General features: G+C 66.8%; 22 protein-coding genes and 1 tRNA gene. 12 read left to right on the forward strand and 11 right to left on the reverse strand.

From position 1 onward, the window contains the following. Nucleotides 1-4: 4 nt before the first annotated feature. From ACNS88_RS12330 to ACNS88_RS12345, 4 genes are all read right to left on the reverse strand, one after another. Nucleotides 5-391 (reverse strand): DUF7344 domain-containing protein, encoded by a 387-nt coding sequence (locus ACNS88_RS12330; protein WP_435098003.1) that lies wholly within the window; start codon nucleotides 389-391, stop codon nucleotides 5-7. Nucleotides 392-659: 268 nt separating this feature from the next. Beyond that, a complete protein-coding gene (locus ACNS88_RS12335; protein ID WP_435098006.1) occupies nucleotides 660-2,435 on the reverse strand; it encodes a rhomboid family intramembrane serine protease in 1,776 nt (591 codons plus the stop codon). 51 nt (nucleotides 2,436-2,486) lie between these two features. Then, nucleotides 2,487-2,765, reverse strand: coding sequence for a UPF0058 family protein (locus ACNS88_RS12340; protein ID WP_435098009.1), 279 nt, complete (start codon nucleotides 2,763-2,765; stop codon nucleotides 2,487-2,489). A 183-nt stretch (nucleotides 2,766-2,948) separates the two neighbouring features. Further along, the gene (locus tag ACNS88_RS12345; protein WP_004045951.1) at nucleotides 2,949-3,164 is read right to left on the reverse strand and encodes a DUF7120 family protein; all 216 of its coding nucleotides are present in this window, start codon (nucleotides 3,162-3,164) and stop codon (nucleotides 2,949-2,951) included. Between the two features lie 235 nt (nucleotides 3,165-3,399). Between ACNS88_RS12345 and ACNS88_RS12350 the strand changes: the two genes are divergently transcribed. Together ACNS88_RS12350 and ACNS88_RS12355 are read left to right on the forward strand one after the other, a co-directional pair. Next, on the forward strand, nucleotides 3,400-4,038 hold the full coding sequence (locus ACNS88_RS12350) for a sulfite oxidase-like oxidoreductase (protein ID WP_435098012.1): 639 nt from the start codon (nucleotides 3,400-3,402) through the stop codon (nucleotides 4,036-4,038). An 82-nt stretch (nucleotides 4,039-4,120) separates the two neighbouring features. After that, nucleotides 4,121-5,458, forward strand: a complete 1,338-nt coding sequence (locus tag ACNS88_RS12355; protein ID WP_435098015.1) for an isochorismate synthase — start codon at nucleotides 4,121-4,123, stop codon at nucleotides 5,456-5,458. Nucleotides 5,459-5,489: 31 nt separating this feature from the next. Here ACNS88_RS12355 and ACNS88_RS12360 read toward each other — a convergent pair whose 3' ends face one another. Next, nucleotides 5,490-6,230, reverse strand: a complete 741-nt coding sequence (locus ACNS88_RS12360) for a proteasome assembly chaperone family protein (RefSeq protein ID WP_435098018.1) — start codon at nucleotides 6,228-6,230, stop codon at nucleotides 5,490-5,492. A 125-nt stretch (nucleotides 6,231-6,355) separates the two neighbouring features. Between ACNS88_RS12360 and ACNS88_RS12365 the strand changes: the two genes are divergently transcribed. The 4 genes from ACNS88_RS12365 to ACNS88_RS12380 all read left to right on the forward strand — a co-directional run bounded on the left by ACNS88_RS12365 (nucleotide 6,356) and on the right by ACNS88_RS12380 (nucleotide 8,568). Further along, a complete protein-coding gene (locus tag ACNS88_RS12365; RefSeq protein WP_435098021.1) occupies nucleotides 6,356-6,607 on the forward strand; it encodes an AbrB/MazE/SpoVT family DNA-binding domain-containing protein in 252 nt (83 codons plus the stop codon). Next, nucleotides 6,608-7,042: a PIN domain-containing protein gene (locus tag ACNS88_RS12370; RefSeq protein WP_435098024.1), complete on the forward strand. Its 435-nt coding sequence runs from the start codon at nucleotides 6,608-6,610 to the stop codon at nucleotides 7,040-7,042. Between the two features lie 66 nt (nucleotides 7,043-7,108). Continuing rightward, complete coding sequence (locus tag ACNS88_RS12375) at nucleotides 7,109-8,041, forward strand: RsmB/NOP family class I SAM-dependent RNA methyltransferase (protein WP_435098027.1); 933 nt, start codon at nucleotides 7,109-7,111, stop codon at nucleotides 8,039-8,041. Next, nucleotides 8,038-8,568 carry a DUF7122 family protein gene (locus ACNS88_RS12380; RefSeq protein WP_435098030.1) on the forward strand — a complete coding sequence of 177 codons (531 nt, stop codon included), beginning with the start codon at nucleotides 8,038-8,040 and terminating at the stop codon, nucleotides 8,566-8,568. The genes ACNS88_RS12375 and ACNS88_RS12380 overlap by 4 nt, the downstream gene beginning before the upstream one ends. Nucleotides 8,569-8,645: 77 nt before the next feature. On the opposite strand, the gene ACNS88_RS12385 is transcribed toward ACNS88_RS12380, so the two are convergent. From ACNS88_RS12385 to ACNS88_RS12395, 3 genes are all read right to left on the reverse strand, one after another. Continuing rightward, nucleotides 8,646-8,903 (reverse strand): hypothetical protein, encoded by a 258-nt coding sequence (locus tag ACNS88_RS12385; RefSeq protein WP_435098033.1) that lies wholly within the window; start codon nucleotides 8,901-8,903, stop codon nucleotides 8,646-8,648. Nucleotides 8,904-8,917: 14 nt separating this feature from the next. Next, a complete protein-coding gene (locus tag ACNS88_RS12390; RefSeq protein WP_435098036.1) occupies nucleotides 8,918-9,451 on the reverse strand; it encodes a DoxX family protein in 534 nt (177 codons plus the stop codon). 84 nt (nucleotides 9,452-9,535) lie between these two features. Continuing rightward, nucleotides 9,536-11,050 carry a DUF790 family protein gene (locus tag ACNS88_RS12395; RefSeq protein ID WP_435098039.1) on the reverse strand — a complete coding sequence of 505 codons (1,515 nt, stop codon included), beginning with the start codon at nucleotides 11,048-11,050 and terminating at the stop codon, nucleotides 9,536-9,538. An 87-nt stretch (nucleotides 11,051-11,137) separates the two neighbouring features. Here ACNS88_RS12395 and ACNS88_RS12400 point away from each other — a divergent pair, with 87 nt between their 5' ends. Then, nucleotides 11,138-12,892 (forward strand): tRNA uridine(34) 5-carboxymethylaminomethyl modification radical SAM/GNAT enzyme Elp3, encoded by a 1,755-nt coding sequence (locus ACNS88_RS12400; RefSeq protein ID WP_435098042.1) that lies wholly within the window; start codon nucleotides 11,138-11,140, stop codon nucleotides 12,890-12,892. Between the two features lie 27 nt (nucleotides 12,893-12,919). Here the strand turns inward: ACNS88_RS12400 and ACNS88_RS12405 are convergent, their stop codons facing one another. Continuing rightward, nucleotides 12,920-14,848 carry a S8 family serine peptidase gene (locus tag ACNS88_RS12405; protein WP_435098045.1) on the reverse strand — a complete coding sequence of 643 codons (1,929 nt, stop codon included), beginning with the start codon at nucleotides 14,846-14,848 and terminating at the stop codon, nucleotides 12,920-12,922. 161 nt (nucleotides 14,849-15,009) lie between these two features. Between ACNS88_RS12405 and rqcH the strand changes: the two genes are divergently transcribed. The 4 genes from rqcH (at nucleotide 15,010) to ACNS88_RS12425 (ending at nucleotide 20,087) form a co-directional block, all read left to right on the forward strand. Next, the gene (rqcH, locus tag ACNS88_RS12410; protein ID WP_435098050.1) at nucleotides 15,010-17,214 is read left to right on the forward strand and encodes a ribosome rescue protein RqcH; all 2,205 of its coding nucleotides are present in this window, start codon (nucleotides 15,010-15,012) and stop codon (nucleotides 17,212-17,214) included. An 83-nt stretch (nucleotides 17,215-17,297) separates the two neighbouring features. Then, entirely contained in the window at nucleotides 17,298-17,681 is a 384-nt protein-coding gene (locus ACNS88_RS12415) for a DUF5820 family protein (RefSeq protein WP_435098055.1), read from the forward strand. A gap of 124 nt (nucleotides 17,682-17,805) precedes the next feature. After that, nucleotides 17,806-19,305 (forward strand): amidophosphoribosyltransferase, encoded by a 1,500-nt coding sequence (gene purF, locus ACNS88_RS12420; RefSeq protein WP_435098057.1) that lies wholly within the window; start codon nucleotides 17,806-17,808, stop codon nucleotides 19,303-19,305. A gap of 110 nt (nucleotides 19,306-19,415) precedes the next feature. Continuing rightward, complete coding sequence (locus tag ACNS88_RS12425) at nucleotides 19,416-20,087, forward strand: halocyanin domain-containing protein (protein WP_435098059.1); 672 nt, start codon at nucleotides 19,416-19,418, stop codon at nucleotides 20,085-20,087. A gap of 5 nt (nucleotides 20,088-20,092) precedes the next feature. Here the strand turns inward: ACNS88_RS12425 and ACNS88_RS12430 are convergent, their stop codons facing one another. Next, nucleotides 20,093-20,599, reverse strand: a complete 507-nt coding sequence (locus ACNS88_RS12430; RefSeq protein WP_435098061.1) for a metal-dependent hydrolase — start codon at nucleotides 20,597-20,599, stop codon at nucleotides 20,093-20,095. A 60-nt stretch (nucleotides 20,600-20,659) separates the two neighbouring features. Continuing rightward, nucleotides 20,660-21,220, reverse strand: coding sequence for a DUF420 domain-containing protein (locus ACNS88_RS12435; RefSeq protein ID WP_435098063.1), 561 nt, complete (start codon nucleotides 21,218-21,220; stop codon nucleotides 20,660-20,662). Nucleotides 21,221-21,382: 162 nt separating this feature from the next. Here ACNS88_RS12435 and ACNS88_RS12440 point away from each other — a divergent pair. Further along, a tRNA-Leu gene (locus ACNS88_RS12440) sits at nucleotides 21,383-21,467 on the forward strand. Nucleotides 21,468-21,708 lie beyond the last annotated feature (241 nt).

A 21,708-nucleotide genomic window follows, 5' to 3' on the forward strand; every position in this document is an offset into this window, starting at 1 on the left:
ACGACTATTCACCGGGTTCCGCCTCGATACTCTGCCGAATAATCGTGGTGACTCGCGGGTGCAGCGATGCGATCTGGACGGATCCGTCGGACGGATCGTAGTCGATCAGTTCTGCCTCGGCGAGTCGGGGCAAGTGATTGTGAACCAGACTGAGGCGAATGTCCGACCGATCCGCTGTCGTGTGCATCGTTCCGGTGGTCGTCGCTTGCCACCCGCTAAGGACGGTCGCGAGTTCATCGACCGTGCTTTCCTTCTCCGCCAGCAAATAGTAGAGGAGGCGTCGACGCGGGGGCGGAGCCAGCGCCCGATAGAACTGCTCATGGGCTAACCGCGGCGGTAACTCTCCCTCTGCCACTTGGTTGTCTTCATACCGGTCCTTCTGTGAATCCACAATGAGTTACAGTACGGCAAACTATCATTAATATACATTTTGAAGCTTCCATTACATGAGAATAACCCCACTTTTTAAATGCCCAGTCGGCAGGCACGGGTTCGCAACGAGATCGTTCTCACCGGATACGCCCGTTTTGCCCGCCAAAACCGCCGGAATATCTCTTTGTCTCGACGGATATCCCATGAGTCAGTTCGTGGCCTTCACCGATCGACCGCTTCGGACGCGGAGCTGGCCGAAAGCCGGCGTTCACCGGAACGACGCCATCTCACTGCCGCCCCTCGTACCGCTCCCGCTGTGCGATCCGCACCCGCGTCTCCCCGCGTTCAGCGAACACCGCATCGTTCTCCCGGACGAACGTGACTCCCCGCAGCGTCACCGACTCGTTCGCGGCCGGGATCGGGGCGGTCTCGGCCCCTTTACCCCTATCGTCGACGCGCAGTTCGAACCCGCCCTCGACGGCGGCGACCGTGACGTTCCGGCCGTCGATCCGGGGTTCGGCCCGCACCGGCTCGCTCGTGAACAGCGTCGAGCGCGTCTCGTCGCGCACGGCGTCGACCCGGTAGGTCGGACCGCCGTTCGCCGCCACCCAGCCGGTGCGCTCGACCCAGACGGTCTCGCGCCAGCCCGTCCCGCCCACGTCGACCGCGCGGTACCCCCAGAAGGCGAGGTTCCCCGTCGAGACCGCCGTGGTCCAGATCTCCCGGTCGGCGTTCGCCACGATCACCCCGGAGGTGTTGACGGTCGTCGACCGGCCGAACGCCTCCACGTCGACGACGCTCACCACTCGGTCCTCGACGTTCTCGGCGTAGGTCACCTGGTATCCCGACACTTCGATCGGGTCGCCCGGGAGGTCGTCGTCGTCGACGGCGGTGAGGTTCGGGGCGATCCCGGGGCCGGCCACGACCGCCAGCGCCGAGACGAGCAGCAGCAGGCCGACCGCCGCGGGCGTGGCGGATCGGACGCCCTCGCGGATCGTCTCGGGAGCAGCGACCGCCAGATCCGGGCGAAACGGCTCGTCCCGTCCGGCGACCGCGAGCGCGACGATCGCCGCGAGGACCGCGAGCAGCCCGAGTCCGACCGCGCGGTACAGTTCGTATCGCTCGTTCCCGAGGTACCAGTAGACGGCCCAGAGCCGGCGAGAGGCCCCGAACAACAGAACTGCGCCGAACGCGACCAGTGCGGTGGTTCTCGATTCCGGATCGGTCCTCTGGGTCGTTCCCCGCTGGCGCCGGCGCCGCCGCCGAACGAGCCACACCGCGGCGAGAATCCCGCCGATCAGCCCTATCACGTGCCCTTGTATCGCGATGTTCGCCCAGCTCGGCGCGCCGTACGAGCCGCTCGCCTCCGAGACGACGACCGGGGTGCGGAGCGCCCCGTAGGTCACCCTCACCAGCGTCGCCCCGGTGAGCGCGGCGACCGTCTTGATCGGGGAGAAGACGAGCGCGAATCCCCAGAGCGCGAACACCACACCGGAGAACCCGATCACCGGTCCGAGCGCGAACAGCGACGAGAGGACGCCGAAGGACAACATCGCCCCCGGAACGACGACGAACGCCCGGACGTAGGGGTTCGCGGCGAGCGACCCGCGGGAGAGCGATCCGACAGACGGCAGCGCGGCTCGAACGGTTCCGGTCCCGTCGTCGACGTCGCGGCCGCCGGGGAAGTGCCCGTAGGCGTACTCGGCGAGGGCGCCGGCGACGAGCGTCGACAGGAGGTTCCCGGTGATGTGGCTCCGCCCGGAGTGCGCGAGGCCGGACCAGAACATCCCCTCGGGGTAGAAGTACGACCACGAGCGGAACGGGATCACGACGGGTCGGTTCGGGTTCTCCAGCCCGCTCTGGACGAACAGGTAGACCGCGACGACCGCCGCGACCGCGACGAGCGTCCCCCAGGGGACGCCGAGGAGAAAGCGTGAGCGAAGCGCTCGCGTCCACGCTCCGCTCGGCCGGTCAGCCTTGTAAACGACGGCGAGCGCGACGGCGACGAGGGCGCCGCCGGCGACGAGATGAGCGGCGTCGGACGAGAGCGCCTCCGCGACCATATCGGTGAGGGGGCGGCCGGGCGCTTAAGGGTTCGCGGGTCGCTTTCGGATTCAGATTTTGTTTTCGGCGTCGTCGGCGAGTTCCTCCATCCGCTTTCCGACGCGACCGGCGGGGGAGAACTCGTCTTCGCTCATCGCGTTCGCGAGGGCGTTACCGAGCACGAACACGGCGTGTTTGTGTTCGCTCTTCGATTTGTGGACGTGGGAGGGGTCGACGTCGAGTCCGTCGTACGGGTCGAAAAGCGAGCTGTCCACGGTCTCGTGGTTGCGGAAGTGCTCCATGATCGTCACCATTTGTTCGTGGAGTTCGAGCAGCTCGTCTTTGTGCATACCCTAGATACGGGGCGTATACCTTTTAAGCGTTGTTGAGGGGCATACGCACGCTTCTGCGGCGTTTCGACTCCGGACCGCGAAATCGGAATCGGGACCGACGAGAGTCACGGCGGAGAAACCGGCGGACAGTCGCGGGGACCGGAGCCGATCGGGGCGAGGACGACCGGGAGACGCGCCGACTCAGAAGACGTACTCGTCTTCGTGTCCCATCATTCCCTCGTCTTCGAACCCGCTGGAGTCCTCGTCGTCTCGCGGACCGCTCGTCTTAAACGCTTTTATTCCCGTCGATAGGAGCTCTTCAACCGCCTCCTCGCGGTTGAGGAACTCTCCCTGCTCGACCATCTGAGCGATCTGCATCTCCAGATGCTCCGGCACGGTTATCTCTACTTGTGGCATTTCCTGCCCGGAGGTAATGGGAATGAGTATATAAATGTGGCGTCGATGGTACGGCTATTAGCAACCGATTTCGGGCGTTAGTAGAATCCTAATTTTTTCTTCTTAAATATATCTTCTAGGTATCAAAACTCCTGAACTAATTCCAAGATATCTGCGAACCGCTTCTTCGACCGTGTTCGGCGGCCGTCGCCGCGAGAGCGACATTCATAGGTGACGCCGGGGCGTACAGGCGATCATGACCGAAGCCGGCGGCGCTGACGCCGATACCGCGAACTCCGCCGCGATCGAGGATCTCACCGACCTCTACCGCGAGTACGGAGCCGATCGACTCCCGCCGGGGCAGCGGGAGACCGACCGCTTCCCGGTGCTCTCGAAGAGCGGGACGCCCTCGTGGGGCCCCGACACGTTCGAGTTCGAGGTCTGGGGCGCGGTCGAGGACCCGCTCGCGTACTCGCTTTCCGCGTTCCGCGATCTCCCGTCCGTGACCCAGCGGCAGGACTTCCACTGCGTGACCGGCTGGAGCAAGTTCGACTGCGCGTTCACCGGGGTCGAGTTCGGCGAGATCGTCGAGCGCGCGGGCGTGCGAGACGACGCCGAACACGTCCTCTTCCACGCGCTCGACGGCTACACGACGAACCTCTCGCTGGCGGAGTGTGCTCGCGAGGGCGTGCTGTTCGCGTACGGCTTCGACGGCGACGACCTCCCCGCCGACCACGGCGGCCCGATCCGGGTCGTCACGCCACACAAGTACGCGTATAAGGGGGCCAAGTGGGTCTCCGGCGTCGAGTTCCTCACGGAGAAAGAGCTCGGCTACTGGGAGCGGCGCGGCTACAGCGACACCGCGAACCCGTGGAACGAAGAGCGGTACAGCTAGATCGCCCTCAACCGCTCGTCCGCCCGTCCGCCGGTCTCCGAGATAGTCAGGATAAAGGTTCCCCAGACCCGATCTAACTGCAATGGAATGGGCGCGTTCGTCCCCGGCGTCGACCCTCGTTAGCCGAACGGTCGAGATCGACGCGCCCGCGTTCACGGCCGCCTTCGACGCGCTCCCCGCGCCGCGAACGACGTGGAACGCCCCCGGCGACGCGCTCGTACTCGCGAGCGGCGCGGCCGCGACCGTGACCGCGAGCGGACCGGAGCGCTTCGCCGCGATCCGCACCGGTGCCGACGACCTGTTCGACTCCGGCGACGTCCACGCCGGGACCGAGGCCGCTCGCCCGCGCTTGTTCGGGGGATTCGCCTTCCACGAGGGCGGGTGCGACGGCGACCCGTGGGGACCGTTCCCGGAGGCGCGGTTCGTCCTTCCGCGCGTGCAGGTCACGTTCGCGACCAACGGCGCGTGGCTCACGGTGAACGCGGTCGGCGACGACGCCGATCCAGATGCGGTCGAGAAGCGACTCGCCGAGGAGCGCGATCGGATCGGGGGTCTCACAGCGTCGGGCGACCGCCCGCCGCGCCCGGGAATCGCGGCGACCCGCCGAACGACGAGCCGGGAGGCGTGGCGCGAGAGCGTCGAGGCCGCGGTCGACCGGATCCGCGGCGGCGACCTGCAAAAAGTGGTACTCGCGCAGGCGTTGGAGGCGGACCTGGGTGAGGCATTCCCGCGCGCGGCGACGCTCGACCGGCTCGCGGAGAAGTACCCCGACTGCCATCGCTACTACTTCGAGCCCGACGCCGGTGGGAGCGCCTTCTTCGGCGCGACCCCGGAGCGGCTGGTCGCGCTGCGCGGCCGGACCGTCGAGACCGACGCGCTCGCGGGGACGACCGGTCGCGGGGAGACGCCCGCAGAAGACGAGTGGCTCGCACAGGAGCTGCTCGACGACGCCAAGAACGTCCATGAACACGAGCTCGTCGCCGACACCGTCCGGGAGCAGCTGGAGCCGTTCGCGGCCTCCATCTCCGCGGGCGAGCGTCGCGTCCGACGGCTCGCCACGGTCCAACACCTCCACACTCCGATCACGGCCGAGCTGAGCGCGGACCGCCACGTCCTCGACTTAGTCGAGGCGCTCCACCCCACCCCCGCGGTCGGCGGGCTCCCGCCGGACCGCGCGCTCGACACGATCCACGACACGGAGCCGTTCGACCGCGGCTGGTACGCGGCGCCGGTCGGCTGGATCGACGCCGCCGGCAACGGGGCGTTCGCGGTCGCGATCCGGTCCGCGGTGGCGACCGCCCGTCAAGCGACCCTCTTCGCGGGCGTCGGGCTCGTCGCCGACTCCGACCCGGACCGCGAGTGGGACGAGGTCCAGCTCAAGTATCGACCGATCCTCGACGAACTCGAGGACGGGGAGTGACCGCCCGCTCACCGTCAGCGCTCGGTGAGCCTTACTGGAACATTTTCAGCGGCTCGGCCTGCGAGCTCTCTTCTGTCGCCTCCTGCATCTGCTTCGCGAACGCCTGCTTCGCGTTCCGGATCTCGGTCGCCTGATCGACGAGCCCCTCAGTCGGGGTCTCCGTTCCGGCGACCGGGTCGATGCCGTCGAGGATGAGCACCCGCGCCGCCTCCGGATCGGGGAACTGCGGGTCCGACTCGACGACGAGCCCGGCCGCGTCGCGGCCGCGCTCCAGCGACTCCGCGAGCATCGCGCCGGTCGGCCCGGAGACGAGTCCCGACTCCGGCGGCTCCTCGATGTCGGCTCGGGACAGCGCATCGCTGCCGTTTCCGGTCGCGACGCCGTACAGATCGGGAGGCGCCTCGTCCTTCTCGCGACCGAGCCCGGAGAGGAAGACGGGGAACGCGCCGGTCTCCGCGAACCACGTGTCCAGACAGCCGGCGACCTCGGTCGCGGCGTCGGGGTTCACCGGTACGTCGCTGCGGAGCGCGACCAGGTTACGTTCGGGATCGGCGTACAGCCGGACCGGCGTCGTCAGCGACGGGTCAGACTCGTGGTAAACGACCGCCCGCGGGATGCCATCGCAGTGGACGTTCGCGTAGTGGACCATGTCGTGGGCCTCGATCAGGTGGTCCGTCGCGATCTTGCCGACGAGCCCGACGCCGGGGAATCCCTCCACCAGCGTCGGCTCGTCCAGCGTAATATCGTCCTCGAGTACGGATATACGTGCCATGCGCGCTCGTACTCCGGGCAGCGACCTAAAGGTAGGGCGCGAGATGGTGGTCGGCTGTCCCCTCCGCACCCCAACTAGTGTATCGACACACTACACTTTTCACGGCCGATCTCGTACCAAAAGGTATGAGCACCGATCGAGTCGACGCCGAAAGCAAGGTGTCGGGCAATCAGGCGAATATCCCCGCTCGGATTCGTCGCGAACTCGATATCGACGACGGCGACCAGCTCCGGTGGCATCTCGAAGACGACGGAACCGTCCGGGTCCACGTCGTCCAACAGCGTTCGGGAACGTTCAGCGACTTCGACGGATACGACGGGGGAGCGGCGACCGACGTAACGGCGGATCACGACGCGTGGGGAGTCGACACCGAGTGAATGCCCCGCGCACTCATCGACACGACGGTCCTCTTTGCGGCGGCCTACCGACACGATAGCGCCCACGACGTCGCGCTTCCGATTCTCCGCGGGGCTGATGACGGATCGCTGCCTGAAGCGGTGATCCTCGACTACGTGCTCGCGGAAACGCTCAACGGGCTCACGACGCACGTAGGCCACGACGCGGCCGTCGACCTCCTTAATCGGATCGAAGAGAACTCCCGGTTCCACGTCGGATCACTCACGGCGGACGCGCTCGCTGCCGCGAAAGCCCTCTTCAGACGGCACGAGCCGTTATCGTTCGTCGACGCCTGTATCGTCGCGTACATGCAGACAGAGGGTCTCGGCTACCTCTACGCCCTCGACGACGATTTCGATGCGGTCACAGATATCTATCGACTCGATACGGCAGTTGATCCGTACAATCCAGACTGAGGCGGGAACGGTACCTGTCTGTCTCCGTCCCGAAACCGACTAACCGCCCGGCGCGCAAGGGGTGTCATGAATCCGTTAGAGCGGTACGAGCCGCTCGTCGACGACGCGTCGGCGTTCAGGGCGGCCTGCGACCGCCCGCTGCCGTCGGTCGTCCGCGTGAACGAGATGGCGGCCTCGCCGGCCCGCGTCCGCGAGGCCTTCGACGAGGAAGGCGTCGCCTACGAGCCCGTGGACTGGCACGACGGCCTCTTTCGACTCCCGGACGGCAACCCCGGCGGGAACTGGCCGTACGTCCACGGCTGGACCCACGGGCAGGAGGAGGTCTCCGTGCTCCCGGGGCTCGCGCTCGACCCGCAGCCCGGCGAGCGCGTCTGGGACGCCTGCGCGGCGCCCGGCAGCAAGACCACCCAGATCGCCGACGCGATGGACGACGAGGGGACGATCGTCGCCAACGACAACAACCTCGGGCGGCTCTCCGCGCTCCGGCACAACGCCGAGCGGCTCGGGATCACGAACGCGATCGTCACGAACCAGGACGCGCGCAACTTCTCGACGAAGCCGCTGGCGTTCGACGAGTTCGACCGCGCGCTCGTCGACGCCCCCTGCTCGTGTGAGGGGACCTGCCGGAAGAACCCCGACGTCGTCGACCAGTGGACGCTCGACCACGTTCACGGCGTCGCCGGGATCCAGAAGGGAATCCTGGCGCGCGCCGTGCAGGCGACCCGACCGGGCGGGACCGTCGTCTACTCCACCTGCACGTTCGCGCCCGAGGAGAACGAGGCGGTCCTCGATCACGTCTTGGCGGCGGAGGACTGCGAGATCGTCGAGTTCGACCTCCCGCTCGACGCGGCCCCCGGCGTCACCGAATGGGAGGGCGAGACGTTCGACGAGTCGGTGACGCGAGCCCACCGCGTCTACCCGCACCACAACGACACGGGCGGGTTCTTCTGCGCGAAGCTGTGCGTCGGTGGGGACGAAAACACGGAGGTCGAAGCGTGACCGCCGACTCCCCCAGCAACGACGGCCAGCAGTTCGATCGGCTCCCCGAGACCCCCGCCGAGCGCGAGGTCGACGGGCGTGCGAGCCGGCAGGAGGTGCTCGACTGGTGGCAAGAACGGTTCGGGATCGACGCGAGCGTTCTCGAGGGGTACAGCTTCTGGGAGAAGGGCGCCGGCAAGGTCTGGATCTTCAACGGCGAGGCGACCGACCCCAGCGAAGTGGAGGCGATCGGGATGACCCTCCTCCGGACGCGACAGGAGCACTGGAAGCCGACGAGCCGAGCGGTCACCCGGTTCGGCCATCACGCGACGAAAAACGTGATCGAACTCGATCCCGAGCAGGCCGTCGCCTTCATCGCCGGCGACGACCAAGACCTCCCGGCGTGGGACGGCGACTGGGGATACCTGATCGCGACCCACGAGGTCGCCGGCGAGCAGGCGCCGATCGGCGTAGGGCTGTACCTCTACGACGAACTCCGCTCCGTGGTCCCGAAGGGGAGCCGGGCGGACCTGCCGGTCGTCGAGTAAGCGGTCTCCCTGTTTCCCTTAAAAATACGGTTCGTCGGAACGCCGGTCACCGATGGCGCCCCGGCACGACGCGCGGTTCAAATCGACGTGTCTTTCGGCGGCTTCGTGGCGAGGTTGCTGATCCCGTACGCCGCCAGCAGCACCAGTCCGAGCAGGATGGTGTACGACCGGACGCTGAGACTGATCAGCGTCTCGTGGACCACTTGCCCTTCCCCCGACACCGGATGGGGCGCTCCGGCGATGATTTCCAACAGCCCCATCCCGACCGTACCGATCAGGAGGAATACTGCGCCGCCGTACAGTCCGACTCGTTCCATTGTAGTGAGTTCAGTCATATTTTGTCACCTCGTTACCCGATGAGGTACCGCATCCGCGGGTGGTCCCTGACGAACGCCGTCTTCGCGAGATAGGCGTCGACGCCGAGTACGCGTCCGGCACCGAGCGTGGCGATCATCGCGAAGATCAGCAGGCCAAGCAGGTCACCGGTGATCACACCGTGGGCCCAGCCGCCGGTCTCGCCGTTGATGAAGTAAAAGAACGTCATCAGGAACGCGCCGAAGAACGCGGCGAGCCGCGTCAGCGCACCGACGATCAACCCCAACCCGATCAGCGTCTGTCCGAGCGGAACCATGACGTTGGTGAACGACAGGAGAACTCCGTCCGAGAACAGCGTGACGACCGGACCGAGCGTCGTCTGGGCGGCCGCGCCGCCCACGAACCAACTCGCGTCGAAGGGCCACCCGAGGAACTTGTCGAGCCCGGCGTGGAGGAACCACCAGCCGACGATCAGGCGCATCACGACGAGCCAGTACGCGAATCGCGACTCCTCTACCGGGAACGATACGTCTCTTCCGAGTAATTGTGTCTGTATGTTGGTAACCATCGGTGTCCTCAATTTAATAACCGCTTTCGCAAGATATATAAAAGTATCCTCATTTTTAGGCCCAGAGAATCCGCGGTCGCCACGCTACTGTTTCCGTCTGACCGTCCCGCCGCCGAGCCCCTCCCACTCGACGCGGAACCCGAGTCGCGAGAGGGCCGCGCTGGCGTCATCGACGCCGTACTCGTCGAGGACCCCCTCGGCCACCGAGAGCGCCATCCCGGCTTCCAGTTTCTCGCTCGCCGCCTCCAACACCGCGGGCCGCACGAGCGTCCTCCCAACCAGTTCGTGGTCCGGGAACGACTTGTCCTCGATCGCCTCGACGCTCACGCCGTAGTCGTCGGCGACCGCGTTGAGCCCGATCGCGTCGGCGTCCGGTGAGAGCGATTCGGGGAGGTCGTCTGCCGCGTCTGCGACGAACTCGGCCTCGTACTCGCGGAGCACGTCGACGATCGCTTTCACCCGGACGGTCCCCGAGTAGCTCACCACGCGGTGGTCACGCGCGGCGATCGCCTCGCCGACGCCGAGGCTCTCGTCGACGGCGATCAAGAGATCCACGTCCTCCACGCCGGCGAGTTGGCCGAGCTTCTTCTCGACGTACTCGGGGGTCCAAAAGCCCATCACCTCGAAAAAGAGGCGGAAGTCGGCGTGGTCGTAGTCGAACGCGAAGTCGGGAATCATCACCCGGGTTCCAGTTTCGAGCGGCTCCGGTTCGCGAACCAGGGTCCAGTCGAGGTCGAGCCCGCGGAACCGACCGGCGAAGTCGGCCTCGACGCCGCTGTCGAAGTCGGGCTCTGCGACCGGCTCGACGCCCGGTACCGCCACGTCGCCGTCGGAGAGGCGCATGGTGCGCTCGCGGCCGCGATCGTCGATCGTCGCCGACAGCTCCCACTCCGCCGACTCCGCGACGGTCCGGAGCAGCCGCGCGAAGGCGGTCCCGTAGCGTCGGGTGCGCGAGAAGAGTGCGTCCGGCCCAGTGACGACCAGCTCCCGGCCCTCGGGGGTCTTCTCTACCTCGTACATCAGTCGGAGTCGCTTGACCGCCGAGACGAGCCGCTTCGGGTCGTTCGATCGGACCCGGACCTCGGTGGCGTCGAACAGGGCGGTCTGGGCGAGCGAGAGATCGTACTGTTCGAGGAGCGAGTCGGGGTCCCACCGCACGTCGGCGTCGACGAGAACCTCGTTGACGTCGCGGTCGGCGTACAGCGATCTCTCCACGTCTCCGGTGTCGACCCCGAGCGCGTCGGCGGCCCGGTCGATCGCCTCCTCGCGTTCGGTCTCGCTCGCGACGCCGACCGTCTCCGCGGCCTCGAACGCGGCGCGCCGCACGCGACGCGGCGGGACCGGCGCCCGGGTTTCGAAGGCGCACTCGCGCTCGATTAAGGCGGCGAGCCCGCGGACGAGCTTGAAGTCGCCGCCGGACCCGGCGGCGTCGGCCTCCAGTTCCGCCAGGGCGTCGTCGAGGTCGCCGCGCCGCTCTCCCACGTGGGACTCGAAGGTCCCGAGCACCCGCGCCGCGAGCGGGCGGTGCTCGCGGGTCGTAAAGCGCGGGCGGTACCCGCCGCCGGCCCGCGAGACGCGCAGGAGGTCCTTGCGTAACACGGCGGCGGCTACGCGAGCGTCGACCTAAAACCGGCCGGTTCTCTCGGTGCGACACCCTTAACTCCGAAACCCGTCGATCGGAGGGTAATGAGTACCGACGCGGCGAGTGACGCGGACGCCGGGAGCGATGGCGACGCCGGAGAGGAATCCGGCGGTGAGGCGACCGACGCCGAGCCCGAGGCCTTCGTCCGGACCTGCGAGCACCTCGTCGACCGGATCCTCGCGGGCGAGATCGACCGCGACGACCTCGAGTCCGCCAAGCTCGACGCCTGCTCGGAGTTTTCTTCGCCGAAGGTGCCGAAGAACACCGAAATCTTGGACCACGCCCCGACCGAGGCCCGCGACGACGTGATCGAGGTGGTCCAACGGAAGCCGGTCCGGACGGCCTCCGGCGTCTCGCCGGTCGCGATCATGACTTCGCCGAAGCTCTGCCCGCACGGGAAGTGCCTCTACTGTCCCGGCGGACCGGCCTCCGAGTTCTCCTCGGCGCAGTCGTACACGGGTCACGAGCCCGCCGCGGCACGGGGCGAGCAGAACGACTACGACCCGTACGGGCAGGTCACGCTCCGGCTCGAACAGCTCCGGAAGATCGGCCACCCGGTCGACAAGGTGGAGCTCATCCTGATGGGCGGGACGATGACCGCGCGCTCGCACGACTACCAGGAGTGGTTCGTGAAGCGCGCCTTGCAGGCGATGAACGACTACGACCTCGACAAGGAGCCCGAACCCGCCGAGGAGAAATCGTTCGCGCCCGACCCCGAGGAGACGTCGTTCGAGTACCTCGAAGACGTGATCGCGGCAAACGAGACCAACGAGATTCGCAACATCGGCACGACGTTCGAGACGAAGCCGGACTGGTGCGATCCGGAACAGATCGACCGCATGCTCGACCTCGGCGGGACCAAAGTCGAGGTCGGCGTCCAGACGACCTACGAGCGCATCAACCGCGAGATGCACCGCGGGCACGGGAACGAGGCGAGCCGCAGCGCCAACCGCCACCTGCGCGACGCCGCGTTCAAGGTGGGGTTCCACATGATGCCTGGGCAGCCGGGGATGACGCGCGAGATGTGTATCGAGGACTTCCGCCAGCTGTTCGCAAACCCCGACTGGCGACCGGACTACCTGAAGATCTACCCGACACTCGTCGTCGAGGGGACTCGGGTGTACGACCGGTGGCGGCAGGACTCGTTCGAGCCGCTCTCGAACGAAGAGGCGGCCGACGTGGTCGCCGAGGCGATGGACCAGATCCCGAAGTACACGCGGCTCCAGCGCGTCCAGCGCGACATCCCCGCCGACTTCATCGAGGGCGGCGTCTGGAAGTCGAACCTCCGACAGCTCGCCGATCAGCGGGCCGAGGAGAAGGGGATCGTCCAGCGCGACATCCGCGCCCGTGAGGTCGGACACAACGACGCCGACCCGGACCCGGACGACATCGAACTCGACGTGGTGACCTACGAGGCCGGCGGCGGGACGGAACACTTCATCTCCTTCGAGGACCCCGTCCGCGACCTGCTCGTCGGGTTCTGTCGCCTCCGGTTCCCCTCGTTCGCGCCCGACCAACCCGGCGCGCCCGGCTCCGAGGACGACGCGATCCGCCGCGAACTGGAGGACGCCGCGCTGATCCGCGAGCTGCACGTGTACGGCGGCGAGGTCGCCATCGGCGGCGACGGCGACTGGCAACACCAGGGGTACGGGACGAAGCTCCTCGAACATGCGGAGGAACTCGCCCGCGACGCCGGCTACCGGAAGATGGCGATCATCTCGGGGATCGGCGCCCGCGAGTACTACCGGACCAAGCTCGGGTACCACCAGGACGGGCCGTACGTGTCGAAGCGGCTGTAGCAGGAAGAACGGAGATACCGACGGCAGTCAGAGCGCGTCGACGATATTTAAGTACCCTGCGCCGTAGTACTCCTTCCCGTAGCTGTCGGGAACCTCGGCGGCTTTCTTCAGTGCGGCCTCGACCTGATTCGCGTTGTAGTTCGGGTTCGCCGACTTGACGAGGGCCGCAGCGCCCGCGACGTTCGGCGCCGCCATCGACGTGCCGGCCTTCCAGCCGTAGTCTGGCGTTTGCGAGATCAAGAGATCGTCCCCCTCGAACGTGACGCCGGAGTACGTGATGTCGACCGAGTCACCTCGACCCACGCCACCCCCGCTGAAGACGCCGATGCCGGTCACTACCGCGGAATCGACGATGTCTCTCTCCGTCGCGTTCGGAGACGACGGGTCGATATCGGGGTTCGAGAATATCTCTGCGATGTCGGCTGCCTTGAACACGCCGCCGGGACCGTCACCGAACGTGTCGCTCGCGGCCCAAGACACCGTCGAGCCCGAAGACGCCGACACCTGCCAGTCGATCGCGACGTAGTTCGTCGGGTCGTCATCGTCGTCAGCTGGCGGCGCGACCAGATAGACCGATATCCAATCCGGTGCCGATCGTTCGTGGTCGGGACCGGCCTCGTAGTTGACGGTTATCGTTTCGTCGCCGGTGAATGTGTCTCCGTCAACGGCGAACTCGACACCGCCAAACCCGACTGAGGAGTACCATGGAACGTCGTCAGTCGTGTGTGGGGGAGAGCCTTTGACAGTGACGTTGCCGTCGTAGTCACCGCTCCACGTGGCAGTGACGTCCCCGCTGTACTCCTCGGCCTTCGGACCGAACGTCCCGGAAGTGAGCGAACCGTTGTGCGTGTACACGGTGTTGAACACGAGATCGTTGAACCACGGAACGCCAGAGCCGATGGCAGCGAGATCGGCGTCTCCACCGGGCGCAGCCAGTGTGATGGCGTTGGTCCCGTAGTTCGTGTAGAACGCGGGGCTCTCGGGTGGCGACGCTACGTCGGTCGGCTCGCCGTCGCCGTCGGCGTCGGCGTCCCAGCCGTAGCCGATGGGGCCGGTCGCCGACACCGAAACCGCCTGTGCGCCCTCATTCGGCAGGCTGACGAGATTCTTGTCGTGTTGCAGGTCGGCGCTGTCGTTCCCGGCCGCGATGGCGAGCAGCGTCCCCTCCTTGTTCGCGTACGTCATCGCGCTGTTGAGCACCTTTCCGTAGAACTGCCCCTGTGCCTGTCGCGGGATCGGATACGCTCCCAGCGAGAGGTTCACTACGTCCGCGTCGATCTCGACGCTGTAGACGATCGCGGCGAGGATGTCGCCGAAGGTCGCGCCGCCTTCCGCCGAGAACACCCGGCAGTCGACGAGTTCGGTCTTCGGAGCGGTCCCGTTGACGCCCACCCCGGCGCCGTTGTCCGCGGCGACGATCCCGGCGACGTGGGTTCCGTGATCGCCGCCGCCGACGGGGTTGTGGTCTCCGCCGTCGTCGGTGAAGTTTTGAGAGAGGTCGACGTTCAACGGTCCCGCTAGATCCGGGTGCGTCTCAAGGACCCCCGAGTCGATTATCGAGACCCGTGTCCCCTCCCCTTCGGTCGTCTCGTGTGCTTTCGGAACGTCGAGGTCGGCCTTGTCCCACTGGAGGAAGTCGCCCGGCTGTCCTTCGTAGTCGGAGGCGTCCAGCGTCGGCGCCTCCTCGTTCACGTTCGGCGAGTCCAGTTCGATCTGTACGTCCGCCGCGTAACTGCTGACGGAACGCTTAACGTCCGATTCGGCGCCCCGGACGACCGCGTAGTTGATCCCGGGCATCTCGTGGACCACCGTCAGATCGCTCAGATCGGCGTTCCCCTCCGTCGAAACGATGAACCGATCCGTTCGCTCCGCGGCCGTCACCGTCGTCCCGACGGCGATCCCCCCGAGTAGCGATCCGCTCAGTTTGAGAAACGTTCGCTTGGATGTGTTAGGCATACATCACGTTCGTAGTAATATTCATATATATAATTTGTGCATGATTATATTTATGAATTTTCTCAAGTGGGCGAGAGCCGTCGAATCGTCGAGAAATACGACCCGGCGGTCTCACTCAGCCACAACGACACCCCTTTTTCCGGGCCGCCTGTTGGGACGGTATGGACCAGAAGCGGGAGCTGTCGAGCATCGACCTCGCGGCCCTCGTCACCGAGCTCAATCGGTACGAGGGTGCGAAGGTCGACAAGGCGTACCTCTACGACGACGACCTGCTCCGGCTGAAGCTCCGCGACTTCGACCGCGGCCGCGTCGAGCTGATGATCGAGGTCGGGGACATCAAACGCGCCCACGTCGCGGACGCCGAGCACGTCGCGGACGCCCCGGGTCGCCCACCGAACTTCGCGAAGATGCTCAGAAACCGGATGTCCGGCGCCGACTTCGCGGGCGTCGAGCAGTACGAGTTCGACCGGATCCTCACGTTCGAGTTCGAGCGCGAGGACGAGAACACCACGCTCGTCGCCGAGCTGTTCGGGCAGGGGAACGTCGCTGCCCTCGACGAGACCGGCGAGGTCGTCGGGTCGCTGTCGACCGTCCGGCTCAAGTCCCGGACTGTCGCGCCCGGCGCACAGTACGAGTACCCCGCCTCGCGGCTCAACCCCCTCGACGTCAGCCTCGGCGGGTTCAAACGGCACATGCGCGAATCCGACAGCGACGTGGTGCGGACCCTCGCCACGCAGCTCAACCTCGGCGGGCTCTACGCCGAAGAGGTGTGCACCCGTGCGGGCGTCGATAAGGAGACCGCCATCGACGAAGCGACCGACGACCAGCTCCGCGCGCTCCACGAGGCGCTCGAACGGATCGGCGACCGGCTCCGCTCCGGCGATATCGACCCGCGGGTGTATGAGGAAGAACTGGACGGAGGCGATGGAGACACAGAAAACGGAGACGAAGACCGCGACCCCCGCGTCGTCGACGTCACGCCTTTCCCGCTCTCGGAGCACGAGGGGCTCCCGAGCGTCGGCTTCGACTCCTTTAACACCGCTGTCGACGAGTACTTCTACCGGCTCGAAGGCGAGGAGACCGATGCGGGAGAGGCCCCCGCGGACGCCAGCCCGTCCCGCCCCGAATTCGAGGAGGAGATCGCCAAACAAGAGCGGATCATCGAACAACAGAAGGGGGCGATCGAGGGATTCGAAGAACAGGCCGAAGCGGAGCGCGAGCGCGCGGAGCTACTCTACGCCCGGTACGACCTCGTCGACGAGGTGCTCTCGACGGTGCGGGAGGCCCGCGAGAGCGACGTGCCGTGGGACGATATCGCCGAGACCCTCGACGCCGGCGCAGAGCAGGGGATCCCCGCGGCGGAGGCCGTCGTCGATGTCGACGGCGGCGAGGGGACGGTGACGGTCGAACTCGACGACGACGATGGCGATTCGGTCCGCGTTCCGCTCGACGCGAGCGCGGGCGTGGAGGTCAACGCCGACCGGCTCTACCAAGAGGCGAAGCGCATCGAGGGTAAAAAGGAGGGCGCGATGGAGGCCATCGAGTCGACCCGACGAGAGCTGGAGGCCGTCACGGAGCGGAAGGCCGAGTGGGAGGCGAAAGAGGCGGCCGACGACGAGACCGCTGGGGACGGCTCCGACGGTGAGGACAAAGACGGCGACGACGAGGAGTACGAGACCGACTGGCTCTCGCGCTCCTCGATCCCAATCCGGAGTCCCGACGACTGGTACGACCGCTTCCGGTGGTTCCACACTTCGACGGGCTACCTCGTCATCGGCGGGCGCAACGCGGACCAGAACGAGGAGCTCGTCAAGAAGTACATGGGCAAACACGACCGGTTCTTCCACACGCAGGCGCACGGGGGGCCGGTGACGCTGTTGAAAGCCGCGGGCCCCTCGGAGTCGGCCGATCCGGTCGACTTCTCGGAGGAGACCCTGCGGGAGGCCGCGCAGTTCGCCGTCTCCTACTCGTCGGACTGGAAGGACGGGCGCGGCGCGGGCGACGCGTACATGGTCGAGCCGGATCAGGTGTCGAAGACCCCCGAGAGCGGCGAGTACATCGAGAAGGGGAGCTTCGTGATCCGCGGCGACCGCACCTACTTCGAGGACGTTCCCTGCCGAATCGCTGTCGGCGTCCAGTGTGAACCCGTCACGCAGGCCATCGGCGGGCCGCCCTCGGCGATCGTCGACCGCACCGCGACGAGCGTCACGCTGGAGCCCGGGATGTACGCGCAAAACGACGCCGCGATGATGGCGTACCGAACGCTGAAGGAGCGCTTCGCCGACCAGTCGTTCGTTCGGAAGGTGGCGAGCGCGGACCTGCTGCAGGAGTTCATTCCGGCTGGCGGCTCCGATATCGTGGACTGAGCCCGTCCGTCGCCGCGATCGACGAGGTCGCGTCGTGCCGCCCATAGCGCGGTCTTTTCAAGCCTCGGCCCCTGATTCCGCGTATGAGCTTCGAGGCACTGGCGGACGGCTGGCGGGTGTGGAACGAGGAGCCGAGCGGCCGGGCCATCCTCGTGTACCGCCCGGACGTCTTCGGCGGCGACGACCTCCCCGCCGAGTGCCTCCCGACGATCTACCTGACGAACGGCGCGCGGAACGCGCGCCCCGGATCAGGTCAGTACGCGACCGACGAGTGGCATGTCGTCTTCTTCTTAGAACCCGAGATCGAGGCGATTTCGGAGACGCACGAGAGCCACGAGGCCGGTGCGGCCGCCGCCGTCGATGTCGCGGAGCGGTTCGCCGCCGGCGACGTGGACTATCGAGCCGCCTATCAGGTGCCTCGAGAGGCGTACTTCGAGCGGTTAGACGAGTACGTCGGCGGGGAGTAGACGAACGTCGAGTCTGGAACGTAGCCAAATACGATCCACGTTTGCGCATATAATCGGTCTTTAAACGGGCCATTGTGCCACGAACACGAGGGTTTTTATCGACTCACGCTCCATTGACGTGTATATGCAAGCCGGTGGGGACCACACCGCTGACGAGCCGCGAGAGAAGTGCGGCGTCGTCGGCGTTTCGCTCGCTGACCGCGAGGCCGCGCGACCGCTGTACTACGCGCTGTACGCGCTCCAACACCGGGGACAGGAGTCCGCGGGGATCGTCACACATGACGGGTTCCAACAGCACAGCCACGTCGAGCGCGGGCTCGTCGGCGACGCGTTCGAGGAGGGGGACTTGGAGTCGCTGTCGGGCGGCACCGGCATCGGCCACGTCCGGTACCCGACGGCCGGCAGCCTCGACAAGAGCTGTGCACAGCCGTTCTCGGTCTCTTTTAAGTCCGGGTCGCTCGGGCTCTCGCACAACGGGAACCTCGTCAACGCCGACGAGGTCCGCGAGGAGCTCGCGGCGGCCGGCCACGCGTTCACCTCCGACGGCGACACCGAGGTGATCGCCCACGACCTCGCACGTAATCTCCTCGAGGAAGACCTCGTGCGAGCGGTCAAACACACAATGAACCGGATCCACGGCTCCTACTCGCTGACGATCACCCACGACGACACGGTCCTCGGCGTGCGAGATCCCCTCGGGAACCGCCCGCTGTGTCTCGGGAAGATCGATGGCGGCTACGTCCTCGCCAGCGAATCCGCCGCGATCGACACCCTCGATGGGGAACTCATTCGGGATGTACGCCCCGGCGAACTGGTCGTCTTGGACCCCGACGGGAGCGGCTACGACACGTATCAGCTGGTCGAGCGCGAGTCGACCGCCCACTGCTTCTTCGAACACGTCTACTTCGCGCGCCCCGATTCCGTGATCGACGAGAACCTCGTCTACGAGGTGCGCCGAAAGCTCGGGCGGAAGCTCTGGGAGGAGTCCGGCGTCGAGTCGGACGTGGTGATGCCGGTCCCCGACTCCGGGCGGGCATTCGCCTCCGGCTACGCCGACGCCGCCGGCGAGACGACCCCGGACGGCGAGCCGCGCGCCGAGGGCGACGACGGTATCGCGTTCGCCGAGGGGCTGATGAAGAACCGGTACGTCGGCCGGACGTTCATCATGCCGACGCAGGACGAGCGCGAGCGCGCCGTTAGGCTGAAGCTCAACCCGATCCGATCGACCGTGGAGGGCAAGTCGGTCACTATCATCGACGACTCCATCGTCCGAGGGACCACCTCGACGCAGCTCGTCGAACTGGTCCGTGAGGCGGGCGCCGAGGAGGTCCACCTTCGGATCGGCGCGCCGGCGATCGTCGCCCCCTGCTACTTCGGGATCGACATGGCGACCCGCGAGGAGCTCATCGCCGCTGACACCTCCACCGAGAAGATCCGCGAGGAGGTCGGCGCCGACTCCCTGTCGTACCTCTCGATCGACGCCGTCGCCGACGCGCTCGGCGAGAGCCGTGCAGACCTCTGTCTGGGCTGTGTCACCGGGGAGTACCCGTTCGACGTGGATGGCGAGAAGGCGGACCGCGAGATCGAGAGCGCCGCGCCCGACCCGACTCCGGCCGACGACTGAATAAGTCGCCGCCCCTCGTCCCGACCGATCCGTTCGCCGTCGCCGGCGTGCTCTCGCGGGGCGAGGCCGGAATCGGGAATTTAAATACACCCACGCCGGGAGATACCCGTATGACATCTGACGCCGACGACGCGACGATGAGTCGCCGCGGGCTATTCAGGGCGGGCGCCGCGGGCGCCGCCGCCGCGACCGGCCTCTCCGCCGGGTCAGGGACCGTCGCCGCCCAGTACGGTGGCTACCTGGACGACGTGGATAACTACGACGGCACTCACGACTACACCGGCCAGAGCGAGGTCATGGTCTCCGTCGGCGCGGTCAACGGGTTGCGGTTCGGTCCGGCCGCGATCCTTGTTGACCCCGGAACGACCGTCGTCTGGGAGTGGACGGGCGAGGGGGGCGCGCACAACGTCGTCGCCGAGGACGAGACGTTTGACAGCGGCGAGACGGTCAGCGAAGAGGGTGCCACCTTCGAGTACACGTTCGACGACGCCGCCGAGGGCGACACGTTCAACTACTACTGCACCCCGCACAAGGCGGTCGGCATGAAGGGCGCGGTCGCGATCGGATCGGTCGACGACGACCTTGTGACGCCCGGCGGGGGCGACGGCGGGGATGGGGGAAACGGCAACGCCACTGACGGCGGGAACGCATCCGACGGCGGGTCCGGTGCCCCCGACCTCTCCGCCAACGACATCGGGGCGCTTGCGCTCGCGCTCGGCTTCGCCGGGGCGCTGCTCGTCCCGTTGTTCTACGCGGCCCACAAGATGGCTAGCGAAGAGTAGAGGAGTCACCGACCGTCTTCTCGACCGACGCGGAACCGCGACCGCGACACGATCAGGACGGCCGCCAGCCACAGCAGTAGTTCGACGTAAAACGACGCGCTTCCGACGTAGAACCGCGCGAACTCGCCCGGCGGAATCGCGAGCGGGTCGGACCGGATGAGAACCGGCCACGCGAGGAACAGCGCGTCGCTCGCTCGCCCGTTCACGACGACGTGAAACGCGTCCAGCGCGAGGTGCGACCCCCAGCCGACCGCGAGCGCAAGCCCGTGTCGGTGCCTCACGGCGAGGGCGACGGCGAGGGGAACGAGCAGCACGGTGTGGCCGACCGAGTGGTAGGTGTCGACGACCCCGAGCGCGCCGAGCGGCTTGTCGACGACGTCCGGGAGCGCGGCCCCGACGACCAGCCATCCCGCCGAGAGCGTCGGCGCGCGCGGGAGGGCTCGCTGGACTCGCGGGTGCCCCGTCAGCCGGCTCACGCCGACGGCGACGAGAAGGTGGGTCGGGAACAGCACGTCCGGCTGTACGGGTGACGATGGCTTCAACGTTCGTCGCGCGACTCGAAGACAGACGCCTCAGAAGGCGTGGTACAGCATCAGGTAGACACCAATTCCCATCGTGAAGGAGATCAGCCAGAGCACTGCGGCCACGAGACCGACCTGCGCGTGTCGGGTGTGGTACAGCGCTTCGTACGGGCGGGTGGCGGCGAGCAGCAGCGCGTAGAAGACGAAGGGGAGACAGACGATCGCGAGGAGGATATGGACCGAGAGGAACGGGAGGTAGACGTAGCTGTAGACGGCCTCCGGGCCGGGAAACTCTGTCGTTCCCACGAGGATAAGCCGGTAGAGGTAGCCGGCGAGGAACGCGACGAACAGCCCGAACGACGAGAGCATGAACGCCTTGTGGCGCCGGACGTTTCCTCGGGAGATCGCCCGCCAGCCGAGCAGGATGGTGGCGATCGCGGCCGCGGAGATCACGGCGTTGAGGTGCGGGAGCGCGTCGAGGACAGTGTCGCTCGCGCGCGGGAGCACGCGACTCGGGATCACGCCGCCGACGGCGCTGAACACGAGCGCGAGCGCGACGACGGACAGGAGCGCGGTCAGCAACGGGACGTTCTCGCGGGCCCACTCGGACATAGAGAGAGGGACGGGCGCCACTCTCAAACGCGTGCCGGTTTGGGCGGACCGCATCGCTCCGGGCCGTCGCTTCCGTCGATGGCAACCGCCGACACGCTCCGCTCGAATGGAAGGGCTTTTAATTAGGGGAAGGGTACGTGGAGTTGCGACAGAACACCGCGAGCGTGGGTAGCCAAGCCAGGCCAACGGCGCAGCGTTGAGGGCGCTGTCCTGTAGAGGTCCGCCGGTTCAAATCCGGTCCCACGCATCGCTCGGGGCACACCCCCAACGATGCACGGTGTTGTCTCTACGACAGCACCCACGCATAATTTCGTTCGAACGCTACACACTGAGCGACAGCGCTACTGTGCGCGTTTGTTGCTGATCGGCTCTAAGGTGCTCGCAAACCCCAGCCGCTCGCTTATAAACGATTGACTGCAGATCGACGGTGAACACCTCCAAAGCCCCAGCCGCGACGGCTCGCGCGACTCGCTGCGGTCCTCAGTCGC

Source organism: Halorubrum shenae (genome assembly GCF_051194165.1).
GTDB lineage: Archaea > Halobacteriota > Halobacteria > Halobacteriales > Haloferacaceae > Halorubrum.